Here is a 22,495-nt window from a genome sequence, read left to right as displayed (position 1 = left end):
CCTGCGCGCTTTACGGCGCGACGGGCGCGGCGGTCTCGATGATCTGCCGCAACATGTCCGGCAGCGGCACGGACTTGCCCGCCGCGTAGTCGATCCAGACGATTTTCGCTGCGCCGCGCGCATACAGTGCGGCGGGTTCATCGGCGCGATACAGCTCGAAGCGCGTATCGAGACTGCTGCGCCCCGGCTTGCCGACGGACATGCGCCCGATTACGTCGCCGGGATACTGAAGCTGCTTCAGAAACTCCATCGACGCGTTTACGATCACCGGCCCTTGCCCGTCGCCATTGCCGCCGACGAGACCGATCTCTTCGAACCACGAGATACGCACCTGCTCCATGTAGCGGAAATAGACGGTGTTATTGACATGCCCGAAGGCGTCCATGTCGCCCCAGCGGATCGGCATGGAAAGTTCGAAGACGGTGTGGAAATCGTTATGCGTGGTCATTGCGTGCGCTAAAAAGTTCAAAGCGAAAAACCGTCGTCCGCCGAGATGACCGAGCCGTTCATGAACTGCGATTCGTCGGCGGCGAGCAGCAGCAAAAGACCGTCGAGATCGTTTGGCGAGCCCACGCGGCGGCGCGGCAGCAACGAAATGAGCTTTTGCCCCTGCTCGGTCTTCCAGTGGTGGTGGTTGATCTCGGTATCGATATAACCCGGGCAGATCGCGTTGACGTTGATGCCGTGTCGGCCCCATTCGAGCGCCATCGCCTTTGTCATCTGCACGACGGCGGCCTTGCTCATCGAGTAGAGGCCGATCTGCGGAAACACCCGCAAGCCTGCCACCGACGCCACGTTGATGATGCGATAGGCCGGCTTGGCCGCGCTGTTGCTGTTGCCGCGCATGATCATGCGCTTGGCGACCTCTTGCGCGACGAAAAACGCGCCGCGCACGTTCGTGCCGAACACGAATTCGTAGTCCGCGGGCGTGACCTCCGTCAGCTTTTGCGTGGTCGACACGCCCGAGTTATTCACGAGGATGTCGATGGTACCCGCTTCGGTCTCCGCATGCGCGATCGCCGCTTTGATGCTCTGGTAATCGGTGACGTCGAGCGAAACGACGTGCGCGGCGCCGCCCGACGCCTCGATTTCGGCGCGCAGCTCCTTCAGGCGCTCCGTGCGCCGGCTGGCGAGCACCACTTTGGCGCCCGCCTGCGACAGCACTTGCGCGAAACGCTTGCCCAAACCGCTGGACGCGCCGGTAATCAGCGCGACCTTGCCTTCCAGGTTGATCGAACGGCCCATTGTGCTTCCCTTTTTATGGTTGGCTCAGCCCGGGCAGGCACGCGGCGCGCCGATGCGGGCAATAAGCGTCAACACCGATAGCGCGGGTGTCGTGAATAATAGTACGATCGTGCTAAATTAGCGAGCTTTGGTTGCGGCCCGCTTCACCTTCCCTGAAAATACGCGATCCCGAAAGGGCATTCTAACGGCACATAGGAGCATTGATGACCCCGGCGAGCCTCATCGAGCAATACGGTCCCCGCGAATCGATGGAATACGACGTCGTGATCGTCGGCGGCGGACCAGCCGGTTTGTCGGCGGCCATCCGGTTGAAGCAACTGGCGGAAGAAAAAGGCGTCGAAATCGGCGTGTGCGTCCTGGAGAAAGGCTCCGAAATCGGCGCGCACATCCTGTCCGGCGCGGTCATGGATCCGCGCGGCCTGTCCGAGCTCATTCCCGACTGGAAGGAAAAAGGCGCGCCGCTCGACGTCGAAGTGACCGAAGACCGGTTCCTGTTCCTGTCGCAAAACGACGCGAAGCAGGTGCCGAACTGGCTTCTCCCCGACAACTTCAAGAATCACGGCAATTACGTCATATCGCTCGCCAATGTCACGCGCTGGCTCGGCCAGCAGGCCGAGGCGGTGGGCGTCGAGATCTTCCCGGGCTTCCCGGCCGCCGAAGTCTTGTATGCGGACGACGGCTCGGTGCGCGGCGTCGTCACCGGCAACATGGGCGTCGGCAAGGACGGCGAGCCGACGGAGAATTTTCAGCTCGGCATGGAACTGCACGCGAAATACACGCTTTTCTGCGAAGGCGCGCGCGGGCATCTGGGCCGTCAGCTCATCGAGAAATTCAAGCTCAACAAGAATGCCGATCCGCAGGTGTACGGCATCGGCATCAAGGAATTGTGGGAAATCGACCCGGTCAAGCACAAGCCCGGTCTCGTGATCCACACGGCCGGCTGGCCGCTGGAACCCGACACCTACGGCGGTTCGTTCCTCTACCACATGGACAACAATCAGGTGGTGGTCGGCTTCGTCGTCGGGCTCGGGTATTCGAATCCGTATCTGTCGCCATTCGAGGAATTCCAGCGCTACAAGACGCATCCGTCGATCCGCGCGTTCCTCGAAGGCGGCAAGCGCATTTCCTACGGCGCGCGCGCGATCACCGCCGGCGGCCTGATGTCGCTGCCGAAGCTCGCGTTCCCGGGCGGCGCGCTTGCCGGCGACGACGCGGGTTTTCTCAACGCATCGCGCATCAAGGGCAGCCACGCGGCGATCAAGTCCGGCAAGATGGCCGCCGAAGCCGCGTTCGAAGCCGTTCAGGCGGGCCGCCAGAACGACGAACTCACGGCCTATCCCGAAGCGTTCGACAGTTCGTGGCTCAAGACCGAACTCTACCGCGCGCGCAACTTCAAGCAGTGGATGAGCAAGGGTCTGTACCTCGGCACGTTCATGGTCGGTCTGGAGCAAAAGGTGATGGGCGGCAACGTGCCGTGGACGCTGCATCATCAGCACTGGGATCACGAGATGCTGAAGCCGGCGTCGCAATGCAAGCCGATCGTCTATCCGAAGCCGGACGGCAAGCTCACGTTCGACCGTCTCTCGTCGGTGTTCATCTCGAACACGAACCACGAAGAGAATCAGCCCCCGCATCTGACGCTCAAGGATCCGAGCGTGCCGGTCAACGTGAACCTGCGCACGTATGCCGGTCCTGAAAGCCGCTACTGCCCCGCCGCCGTGTACGAGTTCGTCAAGTCGGACGACGGCAACGAGCGCCTGCAGATCAACGCGCAGAACTGCGTGCATTGCAAGACCTGCGACATCAAGGATCCGACGCAGAACATCGTCTGGGTTACGCCGGAAGGCGGCGGCGGGCCGAACTATCCGAACATGTAAGGTCTGAAACGACAAAGGGCGCCAAATCGGCGCCCTTTTCTTTTATTTCGACGGCGCTTGAGCCGCGATCTTCGGCGTTCCGACTTCCACATCGCCGCATTGCGCACGATGCCGCAGCGCGTGATCCATCAGCACCAGCGCGAGCAGCGCTTCGGCGATCGGCGTCGCGCGGATGCCGACGCACGGATCGTGACGGCCGAAGGTCTCGACCGTCGCACTGGCGCCGTCCTTGTCGATCGACTGACGCGGCGTGCGGATGCTCGACGTCGGCTTGATGGCGATCGACACCGTGATGTCCTGCCCGCTCGAAATGCCGCCGAGGATGCCGCCCGCATTGTTCGTCGCGAAGCCTTCGGGCGTCATTTCGTCGCCGTGCTGCGAGCCGCGTTGCGCGACGCTCGCGAAGCCCGCGCCGATCTCGACGGCCTTCACGGCGTTCAGGCCCATCATCGCGTGGGCGATATCGGCGTCCAGGCGATCGTAAAGCGGCTCGCCGAGACCGACCGGCACGCCCGTCGCGACGACTTCGATGCGCGCACCGACCGAATCGCCGTCGCGACGCAGGTTGTCCATGTATTCCTCGAGCTGCGGCACGATTGCTTCGTTCGCCGAGAAAAACGGATTCTCGGGCACGTGGCGCCAGTCGACGAACGGAATGTCGATTTCCCCGAGCGCGCTCATGCGGCCGTGCGTTTCGAGACCGAACTTCTCACGCAACCACTTCTTCGCAACCGCGCCGGCGGCGACGGTCGGCGCGGTCAGACGCGCCGATGACCGGCCACCGCCGCGATAGTCGCGCACGCCGTACTTCTGCCAATAGGTGTAGTCCGCGTGACCGGGACGGAAGGTCTGCGCGATGTTGCCGTAGTCCTTGCTGCGCTGATCGGTATTGCGGATCAGGAGCGCGATCGGCGTGCCGGTCGTCACGCCCTCGAACACGCCGGAAAGAATCTCGACCTGATCCGCTTCCTGCCGCTGCGTGACGTGACGCGACGTGCCGGGGCGGCGCCGGTCGAGTTCGATCTGAATATCGGCTTCGCTGAGCGCCATGCCCGGCGGGCAACCATCGATCACGCAGCCGATCGCCGGACCGTGCGACTCGCCGAAATTCGTGACGGTGAAGAGCGTGCCAAGGGTATTGCCGGACATGAGCGTCGACCTGAAAAAAGTGTCGGGGAAACCGCTATTATGCCAGCGCCGTCTACCGCCGCGCGCCGCGCAAGACCGACACGGCTTCCTGCAGATGCGCGGGCGTCGCGTCCTCTGGCGCGATCGGTTCGCCGACCGCGAGCGTCAGCCGCGTCATCGCCCCACGCTGGATCGGACGCGGCCATTGCGCATCTTCGTGGCGCGAGAACACGCTGCCCCACAGACCGCGCAGCGCCATCGGCACGACGGGCGCCGGATGGCGCCGCAGAATCTCCGAGATGCCGTGCCGGAACGGATTGATATCCCCCGTGCGCGTCAGCTTGCCTTCGGGAAAGATGCAGACGAGATCGCCGTCATCCAAAGCCCGCGTGCAGGCGGCGTACGCGCGTTCGAGCATGTCGGCGTCTTCGTGTGCGGGCGCGATCGGAATCGCCTTCACATGCCGGAACATCCAGCCGACGAACCGCGTGCGAAAGATGCGGTGATCCATCACGAAGCGAATCGGCCGCGGACTTTCGGCCATGATGACGACCGCATCGACGAAGCTCACGTGATTGCACACGAGCACGGCCGCGCCATGCGCCGGGATGCGCTCGGCGTCGACGAGACGGATCCGATAGAACGTGTGCACCAGAATCCACGCGATGAAGCGCAGCAAGAACTCCGGCACCAGCGAATAGATATAGACCGCGACGACGACGTTGAGCAGCGCGGTCGTCAGAAAGAGTCCCGGAATGCCGACGCCCAACGACGTAAGCGCGAGCGCCATCAGCGCCGACACGGTCATGAAAAACGAATTGAGGATGTTGTTCGCCGCGATGATGCGCGCGCGATGAGTCGGCTGACTGCGCGCCTGGATCAGCGCGTAGAGCGGCACGCTGTAGAAGCCGCCGAACATGGCGAGCAGAAAGAGATCCGCGAGAATGCGCCAGTGCGACAGCGTCATCAGGAATTCGCCGACGTTGAGCAGATGCCCGGCCGGCGCGATGCGATGGCTCGCGAAGAACAAATCGATCGCGAACACGCTGATGCCGATCGAGCCGAGCGGCACGAGCCCGATCTCGACGCGCCGCTTCGAAAGCCGCTCGCACAGTAGCGATCCCGTGCCGATGCCGATGGAAAACGTCGCGAGAAGGATGGTCACGACGTCGGGATCGGCGGAAAGCACGTCCTTCGCGAAATTGAAGAACGATGTGAGAAAGGTTGCGCCGACGAACCACAGCCACGAAATGCCGAGCAGGCTCAGAAACACCGTGCGGTCCTGCTTCGCGAGCTTCAAATTGCGCCATGTCTCCGAGACCGGATTCCAGTTGATGCGCAAGTCCGGCTGCGATGCGTCCGACTTCGGCACGAACGCCGACGCTACGCGCCCGATGACAGCGAACGCGATGCACGCGATCGCGAGGAGCATCGCGCCGTGTTCCGACGCGCCCGCCGCCGCCCCGCCGATGATCGTGCCGATCAGGATCGCGACGAAGGTGCCCATCTCGACGAGTCCGTTGCCGCCGACGAGTTCATGCGAATCGAGATGCTGCGGCAGATACGCGTATTTCACGGGGCCGAAGACGGTCGAATGCACGCCCATCAAAAACGTGCACACGTAAAGCAGCGGCGCGCTGTGCAGCAGAAAACCCGCGCCGCCGATCAGCATCACGACGATCTCGAAGCTCTTCACGAGCCGCGCGAGCACGGCCTTGTCGTACTTGTCGGCGATCTGGCCGGACGTCGCGGAGAACAGCAAGAACGGCACGATGAAAATCGCGGAAATGAGAAACGCGGCGGTCTTCGGATCGACGCCGGAGAAGCGCGCGGCCTGAAACGTCACGAGCGACGTGAAGCCGACCTTGAAGACGTTGTCGTTCATTGCGCCGAGGAACTGCGTCCAGAAGAACGGCGCGAAACGGCGCTCGCGCAACAGGCGAAACTGCCCGTCGCCTTCGGCTTGGGAACGTCGGGAAGCGCGCGGCGAGGCGCGCAGCGGTTTGTCACTCATGTCTTGCGCAATAGTTGAGTTCGGCGTTGATCGCGCAATGTCCGCGGTCGAATCCGAATGGAAGGGAAACCGGGCGAAATGCTAACCCTCCCACTTGGGCCAGACGTAAAAAAGCGCGCCATGAGGGCGCGCTTCGGTGGGTCCGATGCACGCGAAGCGCGACGCCTCGCGACATCGACATGCTCAGCGTGCTTCTTCCTGCTGCTCCGGCCAGTCGCGGATATACGCCTTCAGCATGCGATTTTCGAAGCCCTGCTCTTCGACGACCGCCTTGGCGACGTCATAAAACGAGATGACGCCCATCAACTGACGCTTTTCCATGACCGGCAGATAGCGCACGTGATGTTCGAGCATCATGCGGCGCACTTCGTTTACGTCCGTTTCGGGCGTGCAGGTGAGCGGATGGTCGTCCATGACCTTGCGGATGGTCGTCGCGCCGACCGAGCCGCCATTGTTGTGCAACGTCAGGATGATTTCGCGGAAAGTCAGCATGCCGACCAGATCGCCGTACTCCATGACGACGAGCGAGCCGATATCGTGCGCGGCCATCGTGTCGATTGCGTCGGAGAGCGGCGTGTCCGGTGTCACGGTGAACAGCGTGTTGCCCTTAACTTTCAGAATGTCGCTGACTCGCATGACTGTCTCCTAGCGAAATGCCTGTTCGATTGGCCGAACGATGATGAAACCATAGGCCGATGCTATCGGAAAGGCCCGCAAAAGGAAAGCGAACGGGACGACGGTTCGCCCGCATTGGCCGAACGGACAAGGCTTTGCGCGATCGAAGGCCGCGCGTTCGCCCTAGGTTTGGGCGCGCGCATCCGATGTTAGGATGATTGACCCTCATTTTCGCCGCACGCCGGCCGTCTCGCGCGCCGGCCGCCTATGATGCCAGCCAACCGTTTCGACACGCTCGCGCTGCACGCGGGCGCCGCGCCCGATCCCGTCACCGGCGCGCGCGCGACGCCGATTTATCAGACGACGTCGTTCACCTTTCGCGACAGCGATCACGCCGCCGCGCTCTTCAACATGGAGCGCTCGGGGCACGTGTACTCGCGCATCTCGAATCCGACCGTCGCGGTGTTCGAGGAGCGCGTCGCGGCGCTCGAAGGCGGCGTCGGCGCCATCGGCACGGCGAGCGGCCAGGCCGCGCTGCATCTCGCGATCGCGACGCTGATGGGCGCGGGCTCGCACATCGTCGCGTCCAGCGCGCTCTACGGCGGCTCGCACAATCTGCTGCATTACACGCTGCGGCGCTTCGGCATCGAGACGACATTCGTGAAGCCGCACGATCTCGATGCATGGCGCGCGGCGGCACGGCCGAACACGCGGCTTTTCTTCGGCGAAACGCTCGGCAATCCGGGGCTCGACGTGCTCGACATTGCGGGCGTCGCGGAAATCGCGCACGAGCACGCCGTGCCGCTGCTCGTCGATTCCACGTTCACGACGCCGTATCTGCTGCGTCCGTTCGAGCACGGCGCGGATCTCGTCTATCACTCCGCGACCAAGTTTCTCGGCGGACATGGGACGACGATCGGCGGCGTGCTCGTCGACGGCGGCACGTTCGATTTCACCGCGAGCGGACGCTTCCCCGAGTTCACCGAGCCTTACGACGGCTTTCACGGCATGGTGTTCGCCGAAGAGAGCACCGTCGCGCCGTTCCTGTTGCGCGCGCGGCGCGAAGGCTTGCGCGATTTCGGCGCGTGTCTGCATCCGCAGGCGGCGTGGCAACTGCTACAAGGCATCGAAACCTTGCCGCTACGCATGGATCGGCATGTCGCGAACACGCGCAAGGTGATCGAGTTCCTGCTGAGTTCGCCGGCAGTGGAAGGCGTGGCCTATCCCGAACTGCCGACGCATCGCGATCACGCGCTCGCCGGACGTCTCTTGCCGCGCGGCGCCGGCGCGGTCTTCAGCTTCGATCTGAAGGGCGGCGTGCCGGCGGCGCGCAAGTTCATCGAAACGCTCACGCTGTTTTCGCATCTCGCGAACGTCGGCGATGCGCGCTCGCTCGTGATTCATCCCGCATCCACGACGCACTTCCGCATGGATGCCGCCGCGCTCGAAGCTGCGGGCATCGGGCCGGGGCGCATCCGTCTGTCGATCGGACTGGAAGATCCCGACGATCTCATCGACGATCTCAAGCGCGCGCTGAAAGCCGCGCAGAAAGCGGCAGAAAGCGCTCCGGACGCGAGCGCCGCCGCGCCGCTCGGGAGCCGCGCATGATCCTCGACGTCCACGGCCGCGCGGCCTATGCCTACACCGGCGGCAAGCCTTTCGACGCGACGCGCCCCGCCGTCGTGTTCATTCACGGCGCGGAACACGATCACAGCGTCTGGGCCTTGCAGACGCGCTATTTCGCGCATCACGGTTTCGGCGTGCTCGCGCTCGATCTGCCGAGTCACGGAAGAAGCGCCGGTCCCGCGCTTTCGACCATCGGCGAGTTCGCCGACTGGGTCATCGCCGTGCTCGACGCGGCCGGCGTGCAGCAAGCGCTCTTCGTCGGCCACAGCATGGGCTCGCTGATCGCACTCGATGCCGCTGGCCGCTATCCCGACCGCGCGGCGGGTCTCGCCCTGCTCGCGACGGCCGCGCCGATGGCCGTCTCCGATACGCTGCTCGACGCCGCACGCGAGCACGAGCCCGAAGCCATCGCGATGGTCAACCAATGGTCGCATTCGACGATCGCCGCGAAGCCGTCGAGTCCCGCGCCGGGCTTCTGGCTGCAAGGCGTGAATCAGCGGCTCATGGAACGCGTGAGCCTGCGCGGCGAAGCGCTGCTTTTTCACACCGATTTCAGCGCCTGCAACACCTACGCCGACGCGCTCGAACGCGCGGCCGCCGTGCGTTGCCCGGTGTGCATCGTGAGCGGCAAGCGCGACCTGATGACGCCGCCGCGCGCTGCCCGTCCGCTCGTCGATGCCTTCAGGAAAGCCGGCGCGTCCTTGAAGACCGTGGAACTCGATGCGGGCCACGCGATCATGACCGAGCAGCCCGACGCGACGCTCGATGCGCTGTTCGCTTTCGCGCTCGCGTGCGCCAGCGCGAAAGCGCCGTCGGCCTGAAAACGCGCGTGCGGCGGGCCGCGCAAGCCCGCCGTGGCTGCTTGCATGGCGCGACTGGCAGTCGCAGAATGATTCTTGCTGGCTAATCTTCAGACACCGGCACGCATCATCAGGGAGGCCGTCATGGCGCACACCGCACATGGTGAACATTTCGCGAATTTCGCCGAGTTTTATCCCTATTACCTCGAAGAGCATCGCAACCTGGTGTCGCGCAGGCTGCACTTCATCGGATCGCTGGGCGTGATCGGCTGCCTCGCGATGGCGATCGCTACCGGCGACTGGCTCTGGCTGCCCGCGGCCGTCGTCTGCGGTTACGGCTTCGCGTGGATCGGCCATTTCTTTTTCGAGAAGAACCGCCCCGCGACGTTTCGCCACCCGATCTACAGCCTGATGGGCGACTGGGTGATGTTCAAGGACATCTGCGTCGGCAGAATCTCGCTTTGATATGCGTCGAACGAAGGCTCAGGCCGGCTGCTCCGGCATCGACGAGCGCGGCACCTCGCGCAGACGCGCGCTCGTCAGCGCAGACGCGCGTGCCGCGATCAGCGAGCCGAGCGTGATTTCCAGCTTCTCGTTATCCAGCGCGTTCATCAGCGCGCCGCAGTCGACCTGCGCCGCATCCAGCTTCAGTTGATATTCGAGTTCCGCGCGATCGATCACGAACTGCTCGAAGAGCATCGTCACCGTGATCTGATTCGGATTGGCGATCAGCACATAACGCGGCATGCGCGAATCCTCCAGCCTGCCGATCCAGCCGAGCGCGTCGAGCCGCGCGATCAGCCTCGTCGACGTATCGAGATCGCAGCGCGCCAGGGTCGAAAGCTGCAAGGACGTGTAGCCGGGCTTGCCCTCGTCCCGCGCCTCGACGAGCCGCGCGAGGATCTCGAGTGCATCGAGCAGATCGCTGCCCGGAAAATCGCGCCGATGATATTGCCCCGTGCGAATCGCAGGCAGCGCGGATGTGACCATCGCGCCGATGAGCGCGAACATCCAGCACAGATACACCCACAGCAGAAAGACCGGCAGCGCCGCGAACGCGCCGTAGACGGCGGTGTAGGTCGGAATGCGCCGTACGTAATAGCCGAAGCCGCGCTTGCCGAGTTCGAACGCGACGGCCGCGATCAGCCCGCCGACAATCGCATCGCGCCATTCGACCTTGCAGTTCGGCATATAGACGTAGATGAACGTGAAGGCGAGCGCCGTCAGCGGCAGCGAGACGCCTGTGAGCGCCCATTCGACGATCGGCGGCATCAGGTTGTGCGAGCCCGCGAACGCGACCGAATGCGCGAACACGTACGAGGAGATCGACAGGCTGCAGCCGAAGAGAATCGGCCCGAGCGTGATGATCGACCAGTAGACGAGCACGCGCTGCGCGATCGGGCGCGCCTTCTTCACGCGCCAGATCACGTTGAACGCGGACTCGACCGTCATCATCGTCATGACGGAGGTCACGAACAGAATGATCATGCCGACGGTCGTCAGCCCCTTCGCCTTCGACGCGAACTGGTTCAGATACTTGAAGATCTGATCGTTGATCTGCGGCGGCATCAGGTGCACCGCGAGGAAGTCCTGAAGCGACGCCTGGAAGGAGCCAAAGATCGGGAACGCGGTGAAGAGCGCGAACGCGACCGTGGCGAGTGGCACGAGCGACAACACGCTCGTGAACGTGAGGCTGCCCGCCACTTGCGCGACGCGGTCTTCGCCGATGCGCCGCGCGACAAAACTGGCGAGACGCCTGACCGCCGCGAGATCGATAAAAACGTGCTGCAAACGCGTTCTCCCGTCATGGCGTCCCGCGTGCAAAGCCGCTTCTCGCCACGAAAATCACCCAATACCTATAATAGCCGTTCACTAAAAAAGCCTTATGAACGACATCCTCGTGCTTTACTACAGCCGCCACGGCGCGACGCGCGAGCTCGCACTCGCAATCGCGCAGGGCGTCGATAGCGTGGCCGGCATGCAGGCGCGTGTGCGAACCGTGCCGCCGGTTTCCACGGTCTGCGAAGCGACCCAGCCCGACATTCCCGCCGACGGACCGCCCTACGCCGAATTGCGCGATCTCGAAGAATGCGCCGGCCTCGCGCTCGGCTCGCCTACGCGCTTCGGCAACATGGCCGCGCCGCTCAAGTACTTCCTCGACGGCACCACGCCGCAATGGCTGTCCGGCGCGCTTTCGGGCAAGCCTGCCAGCGTGTTCACGTCCACCGGCAGCCTGCACGGCGGCCAGGAAAGCACGCTTCTTTCGATGATGCTGCCGCTGCTGCACCACGGCATGATGATCGTCGGCATCCCGTACACCGAATCGCGGCTCACCACGACGCAAAGCGGCGGCACGCCCTACGGCGCGTCTCATCACGCCCGCGCGGGCGGCGACGAAAATCAGCGGCACGGCATTTCCGCCGATGAGAAGGCGCTCGCAATCGCGCTCGGCGCACGGCTCGCACGCACCGCGCTCAATCTCGCGCGCGGCGCCCGTTCCGCATGACCACGCCGATCTCCACAGCACGTCCCAACGGCGCGCTCGCATCGGGCGCGCTTGCGAGCCTCGTGGCGCTCGTCGTGCTCGCGCTCGTCTGGGAGCTCTGGCTCGCGCCGCTGCGTCCGGGCGCATGGGCGCTTGCGCTGAAGGCGCTGCCGCTCGCGTGCGCGCTGCCGGGCGTCGCGCGCAAAAATCTCTACACGCTGCAATGGGCGTCGATGCTCGTGCTGCTGTATTTCGCCGAAGGCATCGTGCGCGGCATGACCGATGCGCGCCTCCCCGCGTCGCTCGCCTGGCTGGAAGCAGCGCTCGCCCTCGCGTTCTTCGTCTGCGCGCTCGCGTACGTCGCGCCCTTCAAACGCGCGGCTCGGTTGAACGCTCGTGCGGAAAAAAGCTGAAACGTTCGCTTTTTTCGCCCGCGTTCTGCCCGGACGTGATGCTTTGTAGCATGAAACCTCACCGTGCGCGCGTGCCTATGCCATTCGGACGAGGGTCGCGCGCCGCTCGCCTGCGCGATACTGTGCACTACGCTCTACCGGATCCTTTGCCCATCTGCCCATGACCGCCACTCAAGCTTTCATCGCCGCGTGCGCCGACGCTCTCGGTGCATCGCATGTCCTGACCGACGCCTACGATACTGAGCCGTACCTCGTCGACTGGCGCAAGCGCTATCGCGGCACTGCGTGCGCCGTGCTGCTGCCCGCCGATACCGCGCAGGTCGCGGCCGTGGTCCGGATCGCTCGCGAGCATCGCGTCGCGATCGTGCCGCAGGGCGGCAACACCGGTCTCGCAGGCGGCGCAACGCCAGATTCGAGCGGGGCGCAAGCCGTCATCAGCCTGAAGCGGCTCAATCGCGTGCGCGGCGTCGATCCGCATAACAACACGATCACCGTCGAAGCGGGCGTCGTGCTCGCCGAAATCCAGGCGCGCGCCGAAGCAGCGCAACGGCTGTTCCCGTTGAGTCTCGCCGCCGAAGGCAGCTGCACCATCGGCGGCAATCTCTCGACGAACGCGGGCGGCACTGGCGTGCTGCGCTATGGCAACACGCGCGAGCTGTGTCTCGGCCTCGAAGTCGTGACGCCGCAGGGCGAAATCTGGGACGGCCTGCGCGGGCTGCGCAAGGACAACACCGGCTACGATCTGCGCGATCTCTTCATCGGGGCGGAAGGCACGCTAGGCATCATCACGGCGGCGGTCATGAAGCTGCATCCCGCGCCGGTCGCGAAGGTCACGGCGCTGGCCGGGCTCGCTTCGCCGCATGCCGCGCTCGACTTTCTCTCGCTGGCGCAGCATCACGCGGGCGCGCTTCTGACCGGCTTCGAGCTGATGTCCGATTTCTCGATGCGCCTCGTCGGCAAGCATTTCCCGCAACTGCGCTATCCGTTCGGCGAACCGCACGCGCAAACCGTGCTGCTCGAACTTTCCGACAGCGAAAGCGACGAGCACGCCCGCGCCCTCTTCGAGCGGCTGATGGAAGAAGCGCTCGAGAAGGGCATCGTGGAAGATGCCGTCGTCGCGGAAAACCTCGCGCAGTCGCAGGCTTTCTGGGATCTGCGCGAGCATATTCCGCTCGCGCAGGCCGAGGAAGGTCTGAACATCAAACATGACATCGCCGTGCCCATTTCGAGCATCGGGCGGTTCATCGAGGAAACCGATGCGATCATCGCGAAGACAGTGCCCGGCGTGCGCATGGTGACGTTCGGCCATCTCGGCGACGGCAACCTGCACTACAACGTGCAGGCGCCCGAAGGCGTCGACCCAAAGCGCTTCCTCGGCGAATTCCAGACGCCGATCAACGCGCTCGTGTATGACCAGGTGCACCGGCATCGCGGCAGCATCAGCGCGGAGCACGGCATCGGCCAGTTGAAGGTGGATGAAGCGATGCACTACAAGTCGCCGGTCGAAGTCCGTCTCATGCAGACGATCAAGGCCGCGCTCGATCCGGACAACCTGATGAATCCCGGCAAGGTCGTGCGCTGGAACGCGACGCTTGCGAAGGAGAACATCGCATGAAGATTCGCGTGCTGTCCGACCTGCATCTCGAATGCGACGAGCCGCTGGCGATTCCGTATGCAGAGGCCGATCTCGTCGTGCTGGCTGGCGACATTCACAACCACGCCGAAGGTTTGCGCTGGGCCGCGGAAAATTTCGATTCCGACGTGCCCGTCGTCTACGTGCCCGGCAATCACGAATACTACGACGCCGAGTTCGGCGCGATGGAAGCGGCAATGCAGGACGCCGCGCGCAGCGTCGACAACGTGCACTATCTGAACAACGCGTCGCTGGTGGATCGGCGCGGCGCGTGGCGCGTGCTTGGCACGACGCTGTGGACCGACTTCGCGCTGTTCGGCTCCGGCGATGCGCAAATCGAAAACGCCAAGGCCGCGTGCACGAAAGTGATGCTCGACTATAAGGGCCTCATTCAACTCGCGTGGCCCGAGCCGGACGGCGAACCGCGCGAATTTGCACCGGACGATTCCCTCGCGCTGCACGAACAGTCGCGCGCATGGCTCGAGAGCGAACTCGCGAAGCCGTTCGCAGGGCAAACGATCGTCGTCACGCACCACGCGCCGATGCGCCAGAGCCTCGCGCCGCGTTACGCGGAAGATCTCGTGTCCGCGGGCTTCGTGAATCATCTGCCGTCGCTCGCGCGCGCGCCCGCGTCGTTGTGGATTCACGGCCACACGCATACGTCGTTCGATTACGAGGTGGACGGCACGCGCGTCGTGTGCAATCCGCGCGGCTACTTCAGCCGCCGCGAGCAACGGTGGGAGAATCCGGATTTCGCGTGGGACAAGGTCGTCGAAATTTGAAACGTCGCGGACTTTGCGGAGGAACGCCATGTGCGGCCGAATCAGCCAGTACCGACTGCCGATGCATTACGCGCAGCGTCTGCATCTGAGAAATCCGTTCGTGCTGGTCGATGCCGCCGACAGGCGTCCCGGCTATAACCTGTCGCCCGGCACGCATCCGCTCGCCGTCTATCCCGACGAAACCATCCGCGCGGTGCATTGGGGCTATTGCCCGCCGTGGGCGATTCAGAAGAAGCTGCCGCAGACCATCAACGCGCGCGTCGAGACGGCGGCGACGAGCGCGTATTTCAAGCATTTATGGAAGAAGGCGCGCATTCTCGTGCCGGCCGATGGCTGGTTCGAATGGCGTATCGAGCCACGCCCGGGAGACCCCGCCGCGAAGCCTTTCAAGCAGCCCTACTTCATCCAGCGCGCGGACGGCGAGCCGATGTACCTCGCCGCGCTGACGAGCATCATGCGCGACGACGACGCTGCCGCGCCCGGCGCGGGCTTCGTCATCGTGACGGCGGCGGCGGACGAAGGACTCGTCGACGTGCATGACCGGCGTCCGCTCGTGTTCGCGCCGGCAAACGCGCGCCGCTGGCTCGATCCGGACGCGTCGCCCGACGATCTCGCGGCGCTCGTCAAGTCGGACGGCGTGCCGGCGTCGCACTTCGTCTGGCACCGCGTATCGGCCGATGTGAATCGCGCGACCAATGATGAGCCGCGACTCATCGAGCCGCTCGAAGCCTCGCTGTGAAGGCCGTGTGAAGTTCGTTTAGCGCCGCCGCCGATCGTCGTCGATACGGATCGGCACCAGGCGCCGCTTCGCCTCGCGCTCCGACTGCGCGCGCATGGCGTTGAACAGATCGCGCGACGCCGGAACGGCGATCAGGACGAGAAGCGCGGCGAGTGCGAGCAAAAGAGGCGTACTCATGTGACTTATCCCGGTCAAAGATGCGTGAGAACCAGTGCAGAAAGTATCAAGCTGCGGACAAATCGTGAGTAAGCAAGTGTTGCGCCGCGGCTTTTTTCGTAACTGAACGCAGCTTCATCCGTGTTCAGGCGACGACGAATTCCTTGAGCGATTCCGCGTCGGCCGCGAGCGTGTCGGGCAGCGCCTCGCGCAGGAACTCGACCCACGTGCGGATCTTGGCATCGAGATACTGCCGCGACGGATAGAGCGCGTACACGTTCAACTCCTGCATCGTGTATTGCGGCAGCACGCGCACGAGCGTGCCCGCGCGCAAGCCCGGCAGCGCGGACGACGTCGGCAGCACGCCAATGCCCATGCTTTCGCGGATCGCGGCGACCATCGCCTCGGCGACGTTGACCGTGAACGTGGACGGCCCGAGACTCACCGTCTCCTGACCGTTCGGGCCGTCGAAAACCCAGCGGTCGGCCGGAAACACCGGCGTCATCAGATGCAGGCAGGTATGGCGCACGAGATCGGAGAGCACGTGCGGCGCGCCGTTCTTCTCGATGTACGCCGGCGACGCGCACGCGATGCTGTACACCGAGCCGAGACGCGCCGACACCAGACCCGAATCCGGCAGATCGGAAGCGAGCACGATCGACACGTCGTAGCCTTCGTCGAGCAGATCGGGCACGCGCTGCGCGAGCGTCAGATCGACCTGCACCGAAGGATGCCGCTGCTGATAGCGCGAGATCATCGGCACGACGTAGTGCTGGCCGAAGCTCGTCATCGAATGGACCTTGAGCTTGCCGGACGGACGCGCGTGCGCATCGCCGGCCTCGGCTTCCGCCTGATCGACATAGGCGAGGATTTGCTCGCAGCGTTGCAGATAGCGCTCGCCCGCTTCGGTGAGCGCGATGCGCCGCGTCGTCCGGTTCAGCAAGCGCGCGCGCAAGTGCGCCTCGAGGTCGGATACGGCGCGCGATGCGTAAGCCGTCGTCGTGTTCAGATGCTGCGCGGCCGCGGTGAAGCTGCCCGCTTCCACGACCCGCACAAATACGCGCATGTTCTGGAGCGTGTCCATGCCGCTAATTCCGTCTTAAAAATCGTTCGTGACTCGGATTGTTACACGCGTAACAACAACGATTATCACATCCCTCGTAAAAATGCTTTGCATCCTTACGGGTTATTCGACAATCTTCGCAAAAATACAATCACTTCTTGGCATCAAATTCATTTTAGGAGTGAATCGTGCGGGGACGACTGTCCAGAAGCGCTGCAGGCGCGGCCGTTCTTGCAGCACTATTAACAATCGGTGGATGCGCAAGCAGGGGCAAAATCGCGCCGCAGGATTCCCTCACGGACGCGGCGACGCTCGATGCCGGCAGCGCCATTCGCGCCGCCAACGCAGACGCCCAATGGCCCGCCGAGCAATGGTGGCGCGCCTATCGCGACCCGCAACTCGACGCGTGGATCGCACGCGCGACCGCCGGCAGCCCCACGCTCGCGATGGCCGCGGCGCGCGTGCGCGAAGCGCAGCAACAGGCGGGCGTCGCGCACTCCGAGTTGCTGCCGCACGTCGACGGCTCGATGAGCATCGCTCGCAAGAACTGGCCCAACAACGATTTCTACGGCCCGGGCACGTACGCCGACACGACCACCTGGGACAACACCGCGGGCCTGTCGCTGTCGTACAACCTCGATCTCTGGCATCGCGACGACAACAACGCCGAGCGCGCGCTGGACGTCGCACACGTTCGCGCCGCCGATGCCCGCGCCGCGCAACTCGAACTCGAAACGAACGTCGTGCGCGCGTACATCGGCTTTTCGCAGTCGTTCGCGCTGCTCGATATCGCGGAGCAGACGCTCGCGCAGCAGGAGCGCATCGCGGATCTCGCGCGGCGACGTTTGAAAGGCGGGCTCGGCACGCAGCTCGAAGTCAGCCAGGCCGAAGCGCCCTTGCCCGAGTACGAACGTCAGGTCGATGTCTACAAGGAAGAGATCCAACTGGCGCGCAACCAGTTGGCGGCGCTCGCCGGCGACGGCCCCGGCGCGGGCGAAGCGCTCACGCGTCCCGACCTGTCGCTCGCCACGCCGCTCCCCCTGCCCTCCGCGCTGCCGGCGGAACTCGTCGGACATCGGCCGGATATCGTCGCGGCGCGCTGGATGGTGGCCGCGCAAGCGCGTGGCATCGATGTCGCGAAGGCCGGGTTCTATCCGAACATCAATCTCGCTGCGTCGCTGACGCAGGCGTTCGCGGGCGGCGCGCTGCTCTCGTTCCTGACGCGCGACGCATCGGGCTACAGCTTCGGCCCCGCGATCTCGCTGCCGATCTTCGAAGGCGGACGCCTGCGCGCGCAGCTCGGCGCGGCATCGGCGCAATACGATCAGGCCGTCGATCATTACAACGCGACGCTCGTCGCCGCGCTCAAGGACATCGCCGATCAGGTCGTGCGCGTGCATTCGCTCGATACGCAGCTCGAAGCGTCGGGCCGCTCCGTCGCCGCCGCGCGCAAGAACTACGATCTCGCGAACGAAGGCTACAAGCGCGGCCTCACCGATTATCTGAACGTGCTGATCGCGCAGACGCAATTGCTCAAGGCGCAGGACGGCGAGGCGCGCGTGCGCGCGCAACGCCTCGCGTCCTACGCGACGTTGACGTCGGCGCTCGGCGGCGGCATCGACGATCCGTCGAACGGGCCGCAGCAGACCGCGCTCGCGCCGTCGAAGCATATCGGGCCGTTCAGCAAGGCACGGGATTGAGCATGTCGACGCCCGCTTCTCTCATCGGACGACAGCCGCTCAAGGAGGTCGTGCTCGACTGGGCGCGCACCGACGGCCTCGCGTGGATCTACATCTTCAAGGCGGTGCTCGCTGCGCTGCTGTCGCTGTGGATCGCGATGCGCCTCGACATGGCGCAGCCGCGCACCGCGATGACCACCGTGTTCGTCGTGATGCAGCCGCAAAGCGGCATGGTGCTCGCAAAGAGCTTCTATCGTTTCTGCGGAACGATGGTCGGTCTCGTCGTGATGATGATCTTCATCAGCCTGTTCTCTCAGCAGCCGGTGCTGTTCCTCTCGGCGACGGCGCTGTGGGTCGGCGTCTGCACGGCGGGCGCGGCGCGCAATCGCAACTTCCGCTCGTACGGCTTCGTGCTCGCCGGTTACACGGCCGCGCTGATCGGCATTCCGGCGGCGCAGCATCCGGAGGCCGCGTATCTGTCGGCGCTCACGCGCGTCGGCGAAGTGACGCTCGGCATCGTGTGTTCCGGCGCGGTGAGCGCGCTCGTCTTTCCGCAGCACGCGGGCGAGCAGGTTCGCACGACGGTGCGCCGCCGCTTCGCGCAGTTCGTCGATTACGTGTGCCGCGCGCTGTCGGGCAACATGGAACGCGCGCAGATCGAGCGAACCAATCTCGCGTTCGTGTCGGATATCGTCGGCTTCGAGGCCGCGCGCAGCGTCGCCGTGTTCGAGAATCCCGAATCGCGGATGCGCGGCGGGCGGCTCGCACGTCTCAACAGCGAGTTCATGAGCGCGTCGACGCGCTTTCACGCGCTGCATCAGTTGATGAACCGGCTGCGCGAGAACGCATCGGCGACGACGATCGCCGCGCTGGAGCCATTCTTTCGCGAAGTGCCGCCGCTCTTCTCGGTATCGGGCGAACCGGTGAAAAACGCCGCCGATGCCGCGCACGCCGCCGCGCAACTGCGCGACTACAAGGCCGCATTGCCCCGGCGCGTGCGCGCGACGCGTGCCGCGCTCGAAGCGGATCCGGACTTCGCGCAACTGGAGTTCGATACCGCGACGGAACTGCTGTATCGCTTCGTCGACGACATGCTCGCCTATGCCGAAACGTATGCGTCGCTGAGCTCGCCGTCGCACGAACGCGAGCGCTGGATCGCGCGCTACGTGCCGAAGACGAACCTGCTCGCCGCGGCGATTTCGGGCCTGCGCGGCGCGATCGTGATGTTCGTCCTGTCCGCGTTCTGGATCGCGACGGCGTGGCCGAGCGGCGGCACGATGGTGCTCAACGCGGCGGCCGTGTGCGCGCTCGCGTCGTCGTCGCCGCGTCCGACGCTCATGTCCGCGCAAATGGCGCTCGGCACGATGCTCGCGGCCGTCGCCGGGATGATCGTCGTGTTCGGCGTGTTTCCGCATATCGAGGGCTTCGCGATGATGTGCGCCGCGCTCGCGCCCGCGCTTTTGCTCGGCGCGTATCTGAGCACGCGGCGCGCGCTCGCCGGCGTGGGCATCGGCTATTGCATCTTCTTCTGCTTTCTCGCGGGGCCGGACAATCTCGTGCACTACGATCCGACCGGCTATATGAACGATGCCCTCGCGCTCGTGCTGTCGATGATCGTCGCGGCGGTCGCCTTCGCCGTCCTGCTGCCGACCGATGCGCCGTGGCTGCGGCGTCTCCTGCTCGGCGATCTGCGGCGCGAAGTCGTGAGCGCGCGCCATGGACGTCTCACGCGTCTCACGACGCACTTCGAAAGCCGCACGCGCGATCTGCTCGCGCAAATCAACGCGCTCGCGACCGGACGTCCCGACTTGCAGCGCGATGCGTTGCAATGGCTCTTCGCCGTGCTCGAATTCGGCAACGCGGTGATCGATCTGCGACGCGAGATCGCAGGGCTGTCGAACGCGCCGCAGTACGCGGCGTCGATGCCGTGGCGCCGCTCGATCGACGCGACGCTCGACGCCATCGCGCGCCTTTTCGATCGCCCGAATGCGCAGCGCTTCGACGCCACGCTCGCCGCGACCGAACGCGCGATCGACGATACGCGGGATGTGCTCGCGCGGTTCGATCTGCCGCGCGAGGAAAAGCATCGGCTGCAGCGCATCGCCAGTCATCTTCATTTTGTCCGGACCGCGCTGCTCGATCACGAATCGCCGTTCGCGCCCTTCGTGCACGGTGCGCCGGTTCGGAAACACACGCCAGAAGGAGCGGACCATGTTCCCGCGTAACGTCGCGATCCTCGAAGCCTATGTGCCGACGATCCTGCTGCTCTTCATCGCCGGCGCGATGATCACGTGGGTCGTCGACCGCGCGCTCGCGCTGACGGGCCTTTATCGCGTGGTCTGGCATCCGGCGCTGTTTCGCGCGAGTCTGCTCGTCTGCATTTGCGGGACGCTCGGGCTCATCGCGTATCGCTGAATCGACATCACCTTCATACAAGCTGAAAAAGAGTTCGCATCATGATTCTCAGGAAAATCATCGGGCTGGTTTTGACGATCGCCATTTTCGCGGTCGCGCTCGTCATCGGGCGCGTGCTGTGGGTGCATTACATGGACGAGCCGTGGACGCGCGATGGCCGCGTGCGCGCGGATGTCGTCAACGTGGCGCCGGACGTGTCGGGCGCGGTCGTGCAGTTGCCGGTTCGTGACAATCAGTTCGTGAAGAAGGGCGATCTGCTGATGGAGATCGATCCGTCGCATTACCGGATCGCGGTCGAGCAGGCGCAGGCGAACGTCACCGCGCGCGCGGCCGAATTGCGCATGCGCCGTGCGGACGCCGCGCGCCGCGCCGACATGGACAGCCTCGTCGTATCGAAGGAAGCGCGCGAAAACGCGATGCAGACCGCATCGACCGCCGAAGCGCAGTTGCAGCAGGCGCAGGCCGCGCTCGATGCCGCGAAGCTCAACCTCGAACGCACCAAAGTGTTCTCGCCGGTCGACGGCTACGTCACCAACCTGAACGTGTTTCGCGGCGACTACGCGACGGCGGGCGCCGCCAAGCTCGCGATCGTCGACAGTCATTCATTCTGGGTCTATGGATACTTCGAGGAAACGAAGCTGCCGCATGTGCGTATCGGCGACAAGGCATCGATTCGCCTGATGAGCGGCGGCGAGCTGAAGGGGCACGTCGAGAGCATTTCGCGCGGCATCTATGATCGCGACAATCCGCAAAGCCGCGAGCTGCTCGCCGACGTGAACCCGACGTTCAACTGGGTGCGGCTCGCGCAGCGCGTGCCGGTGCGCGTGCATATCGATGAAGTGCCGGATGGGGTGCTGCTGAGTGCGGGGACGACGGCGACGGTGATCGTCACGCCGTCGATGTGACGTAAAAAAAGCCCGCTCCGGGACCACTCCCGAAGCGGGCTTCTCACATCCGGCAAACCGAAGCCTTACTTCAACACCACCTTCACATCGAAATACTTCTGCGCGAAGCGATCGATCGTCCCGTCGTCCTTCAGCTCCTTCAGCGCGCGATTGAGCGCATCTTTGAGCGCCTTGTCGTTCTTGCGCACGCCGAAGCCGACGCCCGAACCCAGCAGCTTGTCATCCGCCACGGCCGGGCCAGCGAACGCGAAGCCCGCGCCCTGCGGCTGCTTCAGAAAGCCCTTCGACGCCGCTTCGGCATCCTGGAACGCCGCATCGAGACGGCCCGACGCCAGATCGGCATAAATCTGGTCCTGCGCCTGATACGACTCGACATCGATGCCCGCCGTCGCCCACTTCGCCTTCGCGTAGGTTTCCTGGATCGAGCCCTGCAGCACGCCGACGCGTTTGCCCTTCAAACCCTCGACCGTGGGCTGAATCGCGCTGCCCTTCTTCGCGATCAGCTGATTCGGGATCGTGTAGATCGGATCGGTGAAGTCGATGGCGAGCTTGCGCTTGTCCGTGATCGTCATGTCCGAGTTGATGCCGTCGAACTTGCGCGCCTGCAACGCGGGAATGAGACCGTCGAACGAATTCTCGACCCACACGCACTTCATCTTCAGCTTCGCGCACACCGCGTTGCCGATGTCGATATCGAAGCCCTGCAGCTCGCCGCTCGGCGACTTCGATTCGAACGGGGCGTAAGACGCTTCGACGCCGAAGCGCAGTTGCTTCATGTCATCGGCCGCTTGCGCGTTCGACGCGACGACGGCGGCGCCCAGCACCGCCAGCGCGGCGAGCTTGCGACCGATCAGATGCGATTTCTTCAACTTCCATCTCCTTCCATTGCGGTTCGATACAGGTGTGATGATCCGACACCG

General features: G+C 64.5%; 22 protein-coding genes. 13 read left to right on the top strand and 9 right to left on the bottom strand.

The genetic code is table 11. The features are described from left to right. Positions 1-10: 10 nt before the first annotated feature. Together NCR93_RS05625 and NCR93_RS05620 are read right to left on the bottom strand one after the other, a co-directional pair. Positions 11-448 (bottom strand): acyl-CoA thioesterase, encoded by a 438-nt coding sequence (locus NCR93_RS05625; RefSeq protein WP_008350323.1) that lies wholly within the window; start codon positions 446-448, stop codon positions 11-13. A gap of 17 nt (positions 449-465) precedes the next feature. Beyond that, a complete protein-coding gene (locus tag NCR93_RS05620) occupies positions 466-1,245 on the bottom strand; it encodes an SDR family oxidoreductase (protein ID WP_008350325.1) in 780 nt (259 codons plus the stop codon). 203 nt (positions 1,246-1,448) lie between these two features. On the opposite strand from NCR93_RS05620, the gene NCR93_RS05615 reads away from it, so the two are divergent. Then, complete coding sequence (locus NCR93_RS05615; protein ID WP_008350326.1) at positions 1,449-3,122, top strand: electron transfer flavoprotein-ubiquinone oxidoreductase; 1,674 nt, start codon at positions 1,449-1,451, stop codon at positions 3,120-3,122. Positions 3,123-3,164: 42 nt separating this feature from the next. Here NCR93_RS05615 and aroC read toward each other — a convergent pair whose 3' ends face one another. The 3 genes from aroC to NCR93_RS05600 form a co-directional block, all read right to left on the bottom strand. Continuing rightward, positions 3,165-4,271 carry a chorismate synthase gene (aroC, locus tag NCR93_RS05610; protein ID WP_175979954.1) on the bottom strand — a complete coding sequence of 369 codons (1,107 nt, stop codon included), beginning with the start codon at positions 4,269-4,271 and terminating at the stop codon, positions 3,165-3,167. Positions 4,272-4,323: 52 nt separating this feature from the next. Next, the gene (locus tag NCR93_RS05605) at positions 4,324-6,264 is read right to left on the bottom strand and encodes an MFS transporter (protein WP_250532183.1); all 1,941 of its coding nucleotides are present in this window, start codon (positions 6,262-6,264) and stop codon (positions 4,324-4,326) included. A gap of 183 nt (positions 6,265-6,447) precedes the next feature. Further along, positions 6,448-6,900 carry a CBS domain-containing protein gene (locus NCR93_RS05600; RefSeq protein WP_008350333.1) on the bottom strand — a complete coding sequence of 151 codons (453 nt, stop codon included), beginning with the start codon at positions 6,898-6,900 and terminating at the stop codon, positions 6,448-6,450. A 249-nt stretch (positions 6,901-7,149) separates the two neighbouring features. Between NCR93_RS05600 and NCR93_RS05595 the strand changes: the two genes are divergently transcribed. The 3 genes from NCR93_RS05595 to NCR93_RS05585 all read left to right on the top strand — a co-directional run bounded on the left by NCR93_RS05595 (position 7,150) and on the right by NCR93_RS05585 (position 9,770). After that, positions 7,150-8,487: an O-acetylhomoserine aminocarboxypropyltransferase gene (locus tag NCR93_RS05595; protein WP_033537221.1), complete on the top strand. Its 1,338-nt coding sequence runs from the start codon at positions 7,150-7,152 to the stop codon at positions 8,485-8,487. Then, entirely contained in the window at positions 8,484-9,326 is an 843-nt protein-coding gene (locus NCR93_RS05590) for an alpha/beta fold hydrolase (protein WP_175979952.1), read from the top strand. Before NCR93_RS05595 ends, NCR93_RS05590 begins: the two co-directional genes overlap by 4 nt. A 123-nt stretch (positions 9,327-9,449) precedes the next feature. Continuing rightward, positions 9,450-9,770, top strand: coding sequence for an Mpo1-like protein (locus NCR93_RS05585; RefSeq protein WP_008350338.1), 321 nt, complete (start codon positions 9,450-9,452; stop codon positions 9,768-9,770). Positions 9,771-9,788: 18 nt separating this feature from the next. Here NCR93_RS05585 and NCR93_RS05580 read toward each other — a convergent pair whose 3' ends face one another. Next, the gene (locus NCR93_RS05580) at positions 9,789-11,096 is read right to left on the bottom strand and encodes a YihY family inner membrane protein (RefSeq protein WP_175979951.1); all 1,308 of its coding nucleotides are present in this window, start codon (positions 11,094-11,096) and stop codon (positions 9,789-9,791) included. A 94-nt stretch (positions 11,097-11,190) separates the two neighbouring features. On the opposite strand from NCR93_RS05580, the gene wrbA reads away from it, so the two are divergent. From wrbA to NCR93_RS05555, 5 genes are all read left to right on the top strand, one after another. After that, positions 11,191-11,811, top strand: a complete 621-nt coding sequence (wrbA, locus tag NCR93_RS05575) for an NAD(P)H:quinone oxidoreductase (protein ID WP_175979950.1) — start codon at positions 11,191-11,193, stop codon at positions 11,809-11,811. Then, the gene (locus tag NCR93_RS05570) at positions 11,808-12,203 is read left to right on the top strand and encodes a DUF2069 domain-containing protein (protein WP_175979949.1); all 396 of its coding nucleotides are present in this window, start codon (positions 11,808-11,810) and stop codon (positions 12,201-12,203) included. The genes wrbA and NCR93_RS05570 overlap by 4 nt, the downstream gene beginning before the upstream one ends. A 160-nt stretch (positions 12,204-12,363) precedes the next feature. Beyond that, positions 12,364-13,818 (top strand): FAD-binding oxidoreductase, encoded by a 1,455-nt coding sequence (locus tag NCR93_RS05565; RefSeq protein WP_175979948.1) that lies wholly within the window; start codon positions 12,364-12,366, stop codon positions 13,816-13,818. After that, positions 13,815-14,618 carry a metallophosphoesterase gene (locus tag NCR93_RS05560; RefSeq protein ID WP_008350349.1) on the top strand — a complete coding sequence of 268 codons (804 nt, stop codon included), beginning with the start codon at positions 13,815-13,817 and terminating at the stop codon, positions 14,616-14,618. Before NCR93_RS05565 ends, NCR93_RS05560 begins: the two co-directional genes overlap by 4 nt. Before the next feature lie 28 nt (positions 14,619-14,646). Continuing rightward, positions 14,647-15,357, top strand: a complete 711-nt coding sequence (locus tag NCR93_RS05555; RefSeq protein WP_008350351.1) for an SOS response-associated peptidase — start codon at positions 14,647-14,649, stop codon at positions 15,355-15,357. 18 nt (positions 15,358-15,375) lie between these two features. On the opposite strand, the gene NCR93_RS05550 is transcribed toward NCR93_RS05555, so the two are convergent. Next, positions 15,376-15,534, bottom strand: coding sequence for a hypothetical protein (locus NCR93_RS05550; RefSeq protein WP_175979947.1), 159 nt, complete (start codon positions 15,532-15,534; stop codon positions 15,376-15,378). 124 nt (positions 15,535-15,658) lie between these two features. Next, complete coding sequence (locus NCR93_RS05545; protein WP_008350353.1) at positions 15,659-16,597, bottom strand: LysR family transcriptional regulator; 939 nt, start codon at positions 16,595-16,597, stop codon at positions 15,659-15,661. 167 nt (positions 16,598-16,764) lie between these two features. On the opposite strand from NCR93_RS05545, the gene NCR93_RS05540 reads away from it, so the two are divergent. From NCR93_RS05540 to NCR93_RS05525, 4 genes are read left to right on the top strand one after another with little or no spacing between them, the layout of a single operon-like run. Then, positions 16,765-18,276, top strand: coding sequence for an efflux transporter outer membrane subunit (locus NCR93_RS05540; protein ID WP_034472078.1), 1,512 nt, complete (start codon positions 16,765-16,767; stop codon positions 18,274-18,276). 2 nt (positions 18,277-18,278) lie between these two features. Continuing rightward, a complete protein-coding gene (locus NCR93_RS05535; RefSeq protein WP_239294952.1) occupies positions 18,279-20,480 on the top strand; it encodes an FUSC family protein in 2,202 nt (733 codons plus the stop codon). Next, positions 20,467-20,670 (top strand): DUF1656 domain-containing protein, encoded by a 204-nt coding sequence (locus tag NCR93_RS05530; RefSeq protein ID WP_008350357.1) that lies wholly within the window; start codon positions 20,467-20,469, stop codon positions 20,668-20,670. The genes NCR93_RS05535 and NCR93_RS05530 overlap by 14 nt, the downstream gene beginning before the upstream one ends. Before the next feature lie 41 nt (positions 20,671-20,711). Further along, positions 20,712-21,575: an efflux RND transporter periplasmic adaptor subunit gene (locus NCR93_RS05525; RefSeq protein ID WP_008350358.1), complete on the top strand. Its 864-nt coding sequence runs from the start codon at positions 20,712-20,714 to the stop codon at positions 21,573-21,575. Positions 21,576-21,640: 65 nt separating this feature from the next. Here NCR93_RS05525 and NCR93_RS05520 read toward each other — a convergent pair whose 3' ends face one another. After that, positions 21,641-22,444: an ABC transporter substrate-binding protein gene (locus NCR93_RS05520; protein WP_008350359.1), complete on the bottom strand. Its 804-nt coding sequence runs from the start codon at positions 22,442-22,444 to the stop codon at positions 21,641-21,643. Between the last annotated feature and the right edge of the window lie 51 nt (positions 22,445-22,495).

It is taken from the genome of Caballeronia sp. ATUFL_F1_KS39 (assembly GCF_023630985.1).
Classification (GTDB): Bacteria; Pseudomonadota; Gammaproteobacteria; order Burkholderiales; family Burkholderiaceae; genus Caballeronia; species Caballeronia zhejiangensis.
Note: the sequence above shows the minus strand (reverse complement) of the source record. Positions and strands in the feature narration are given on the sequence as shown.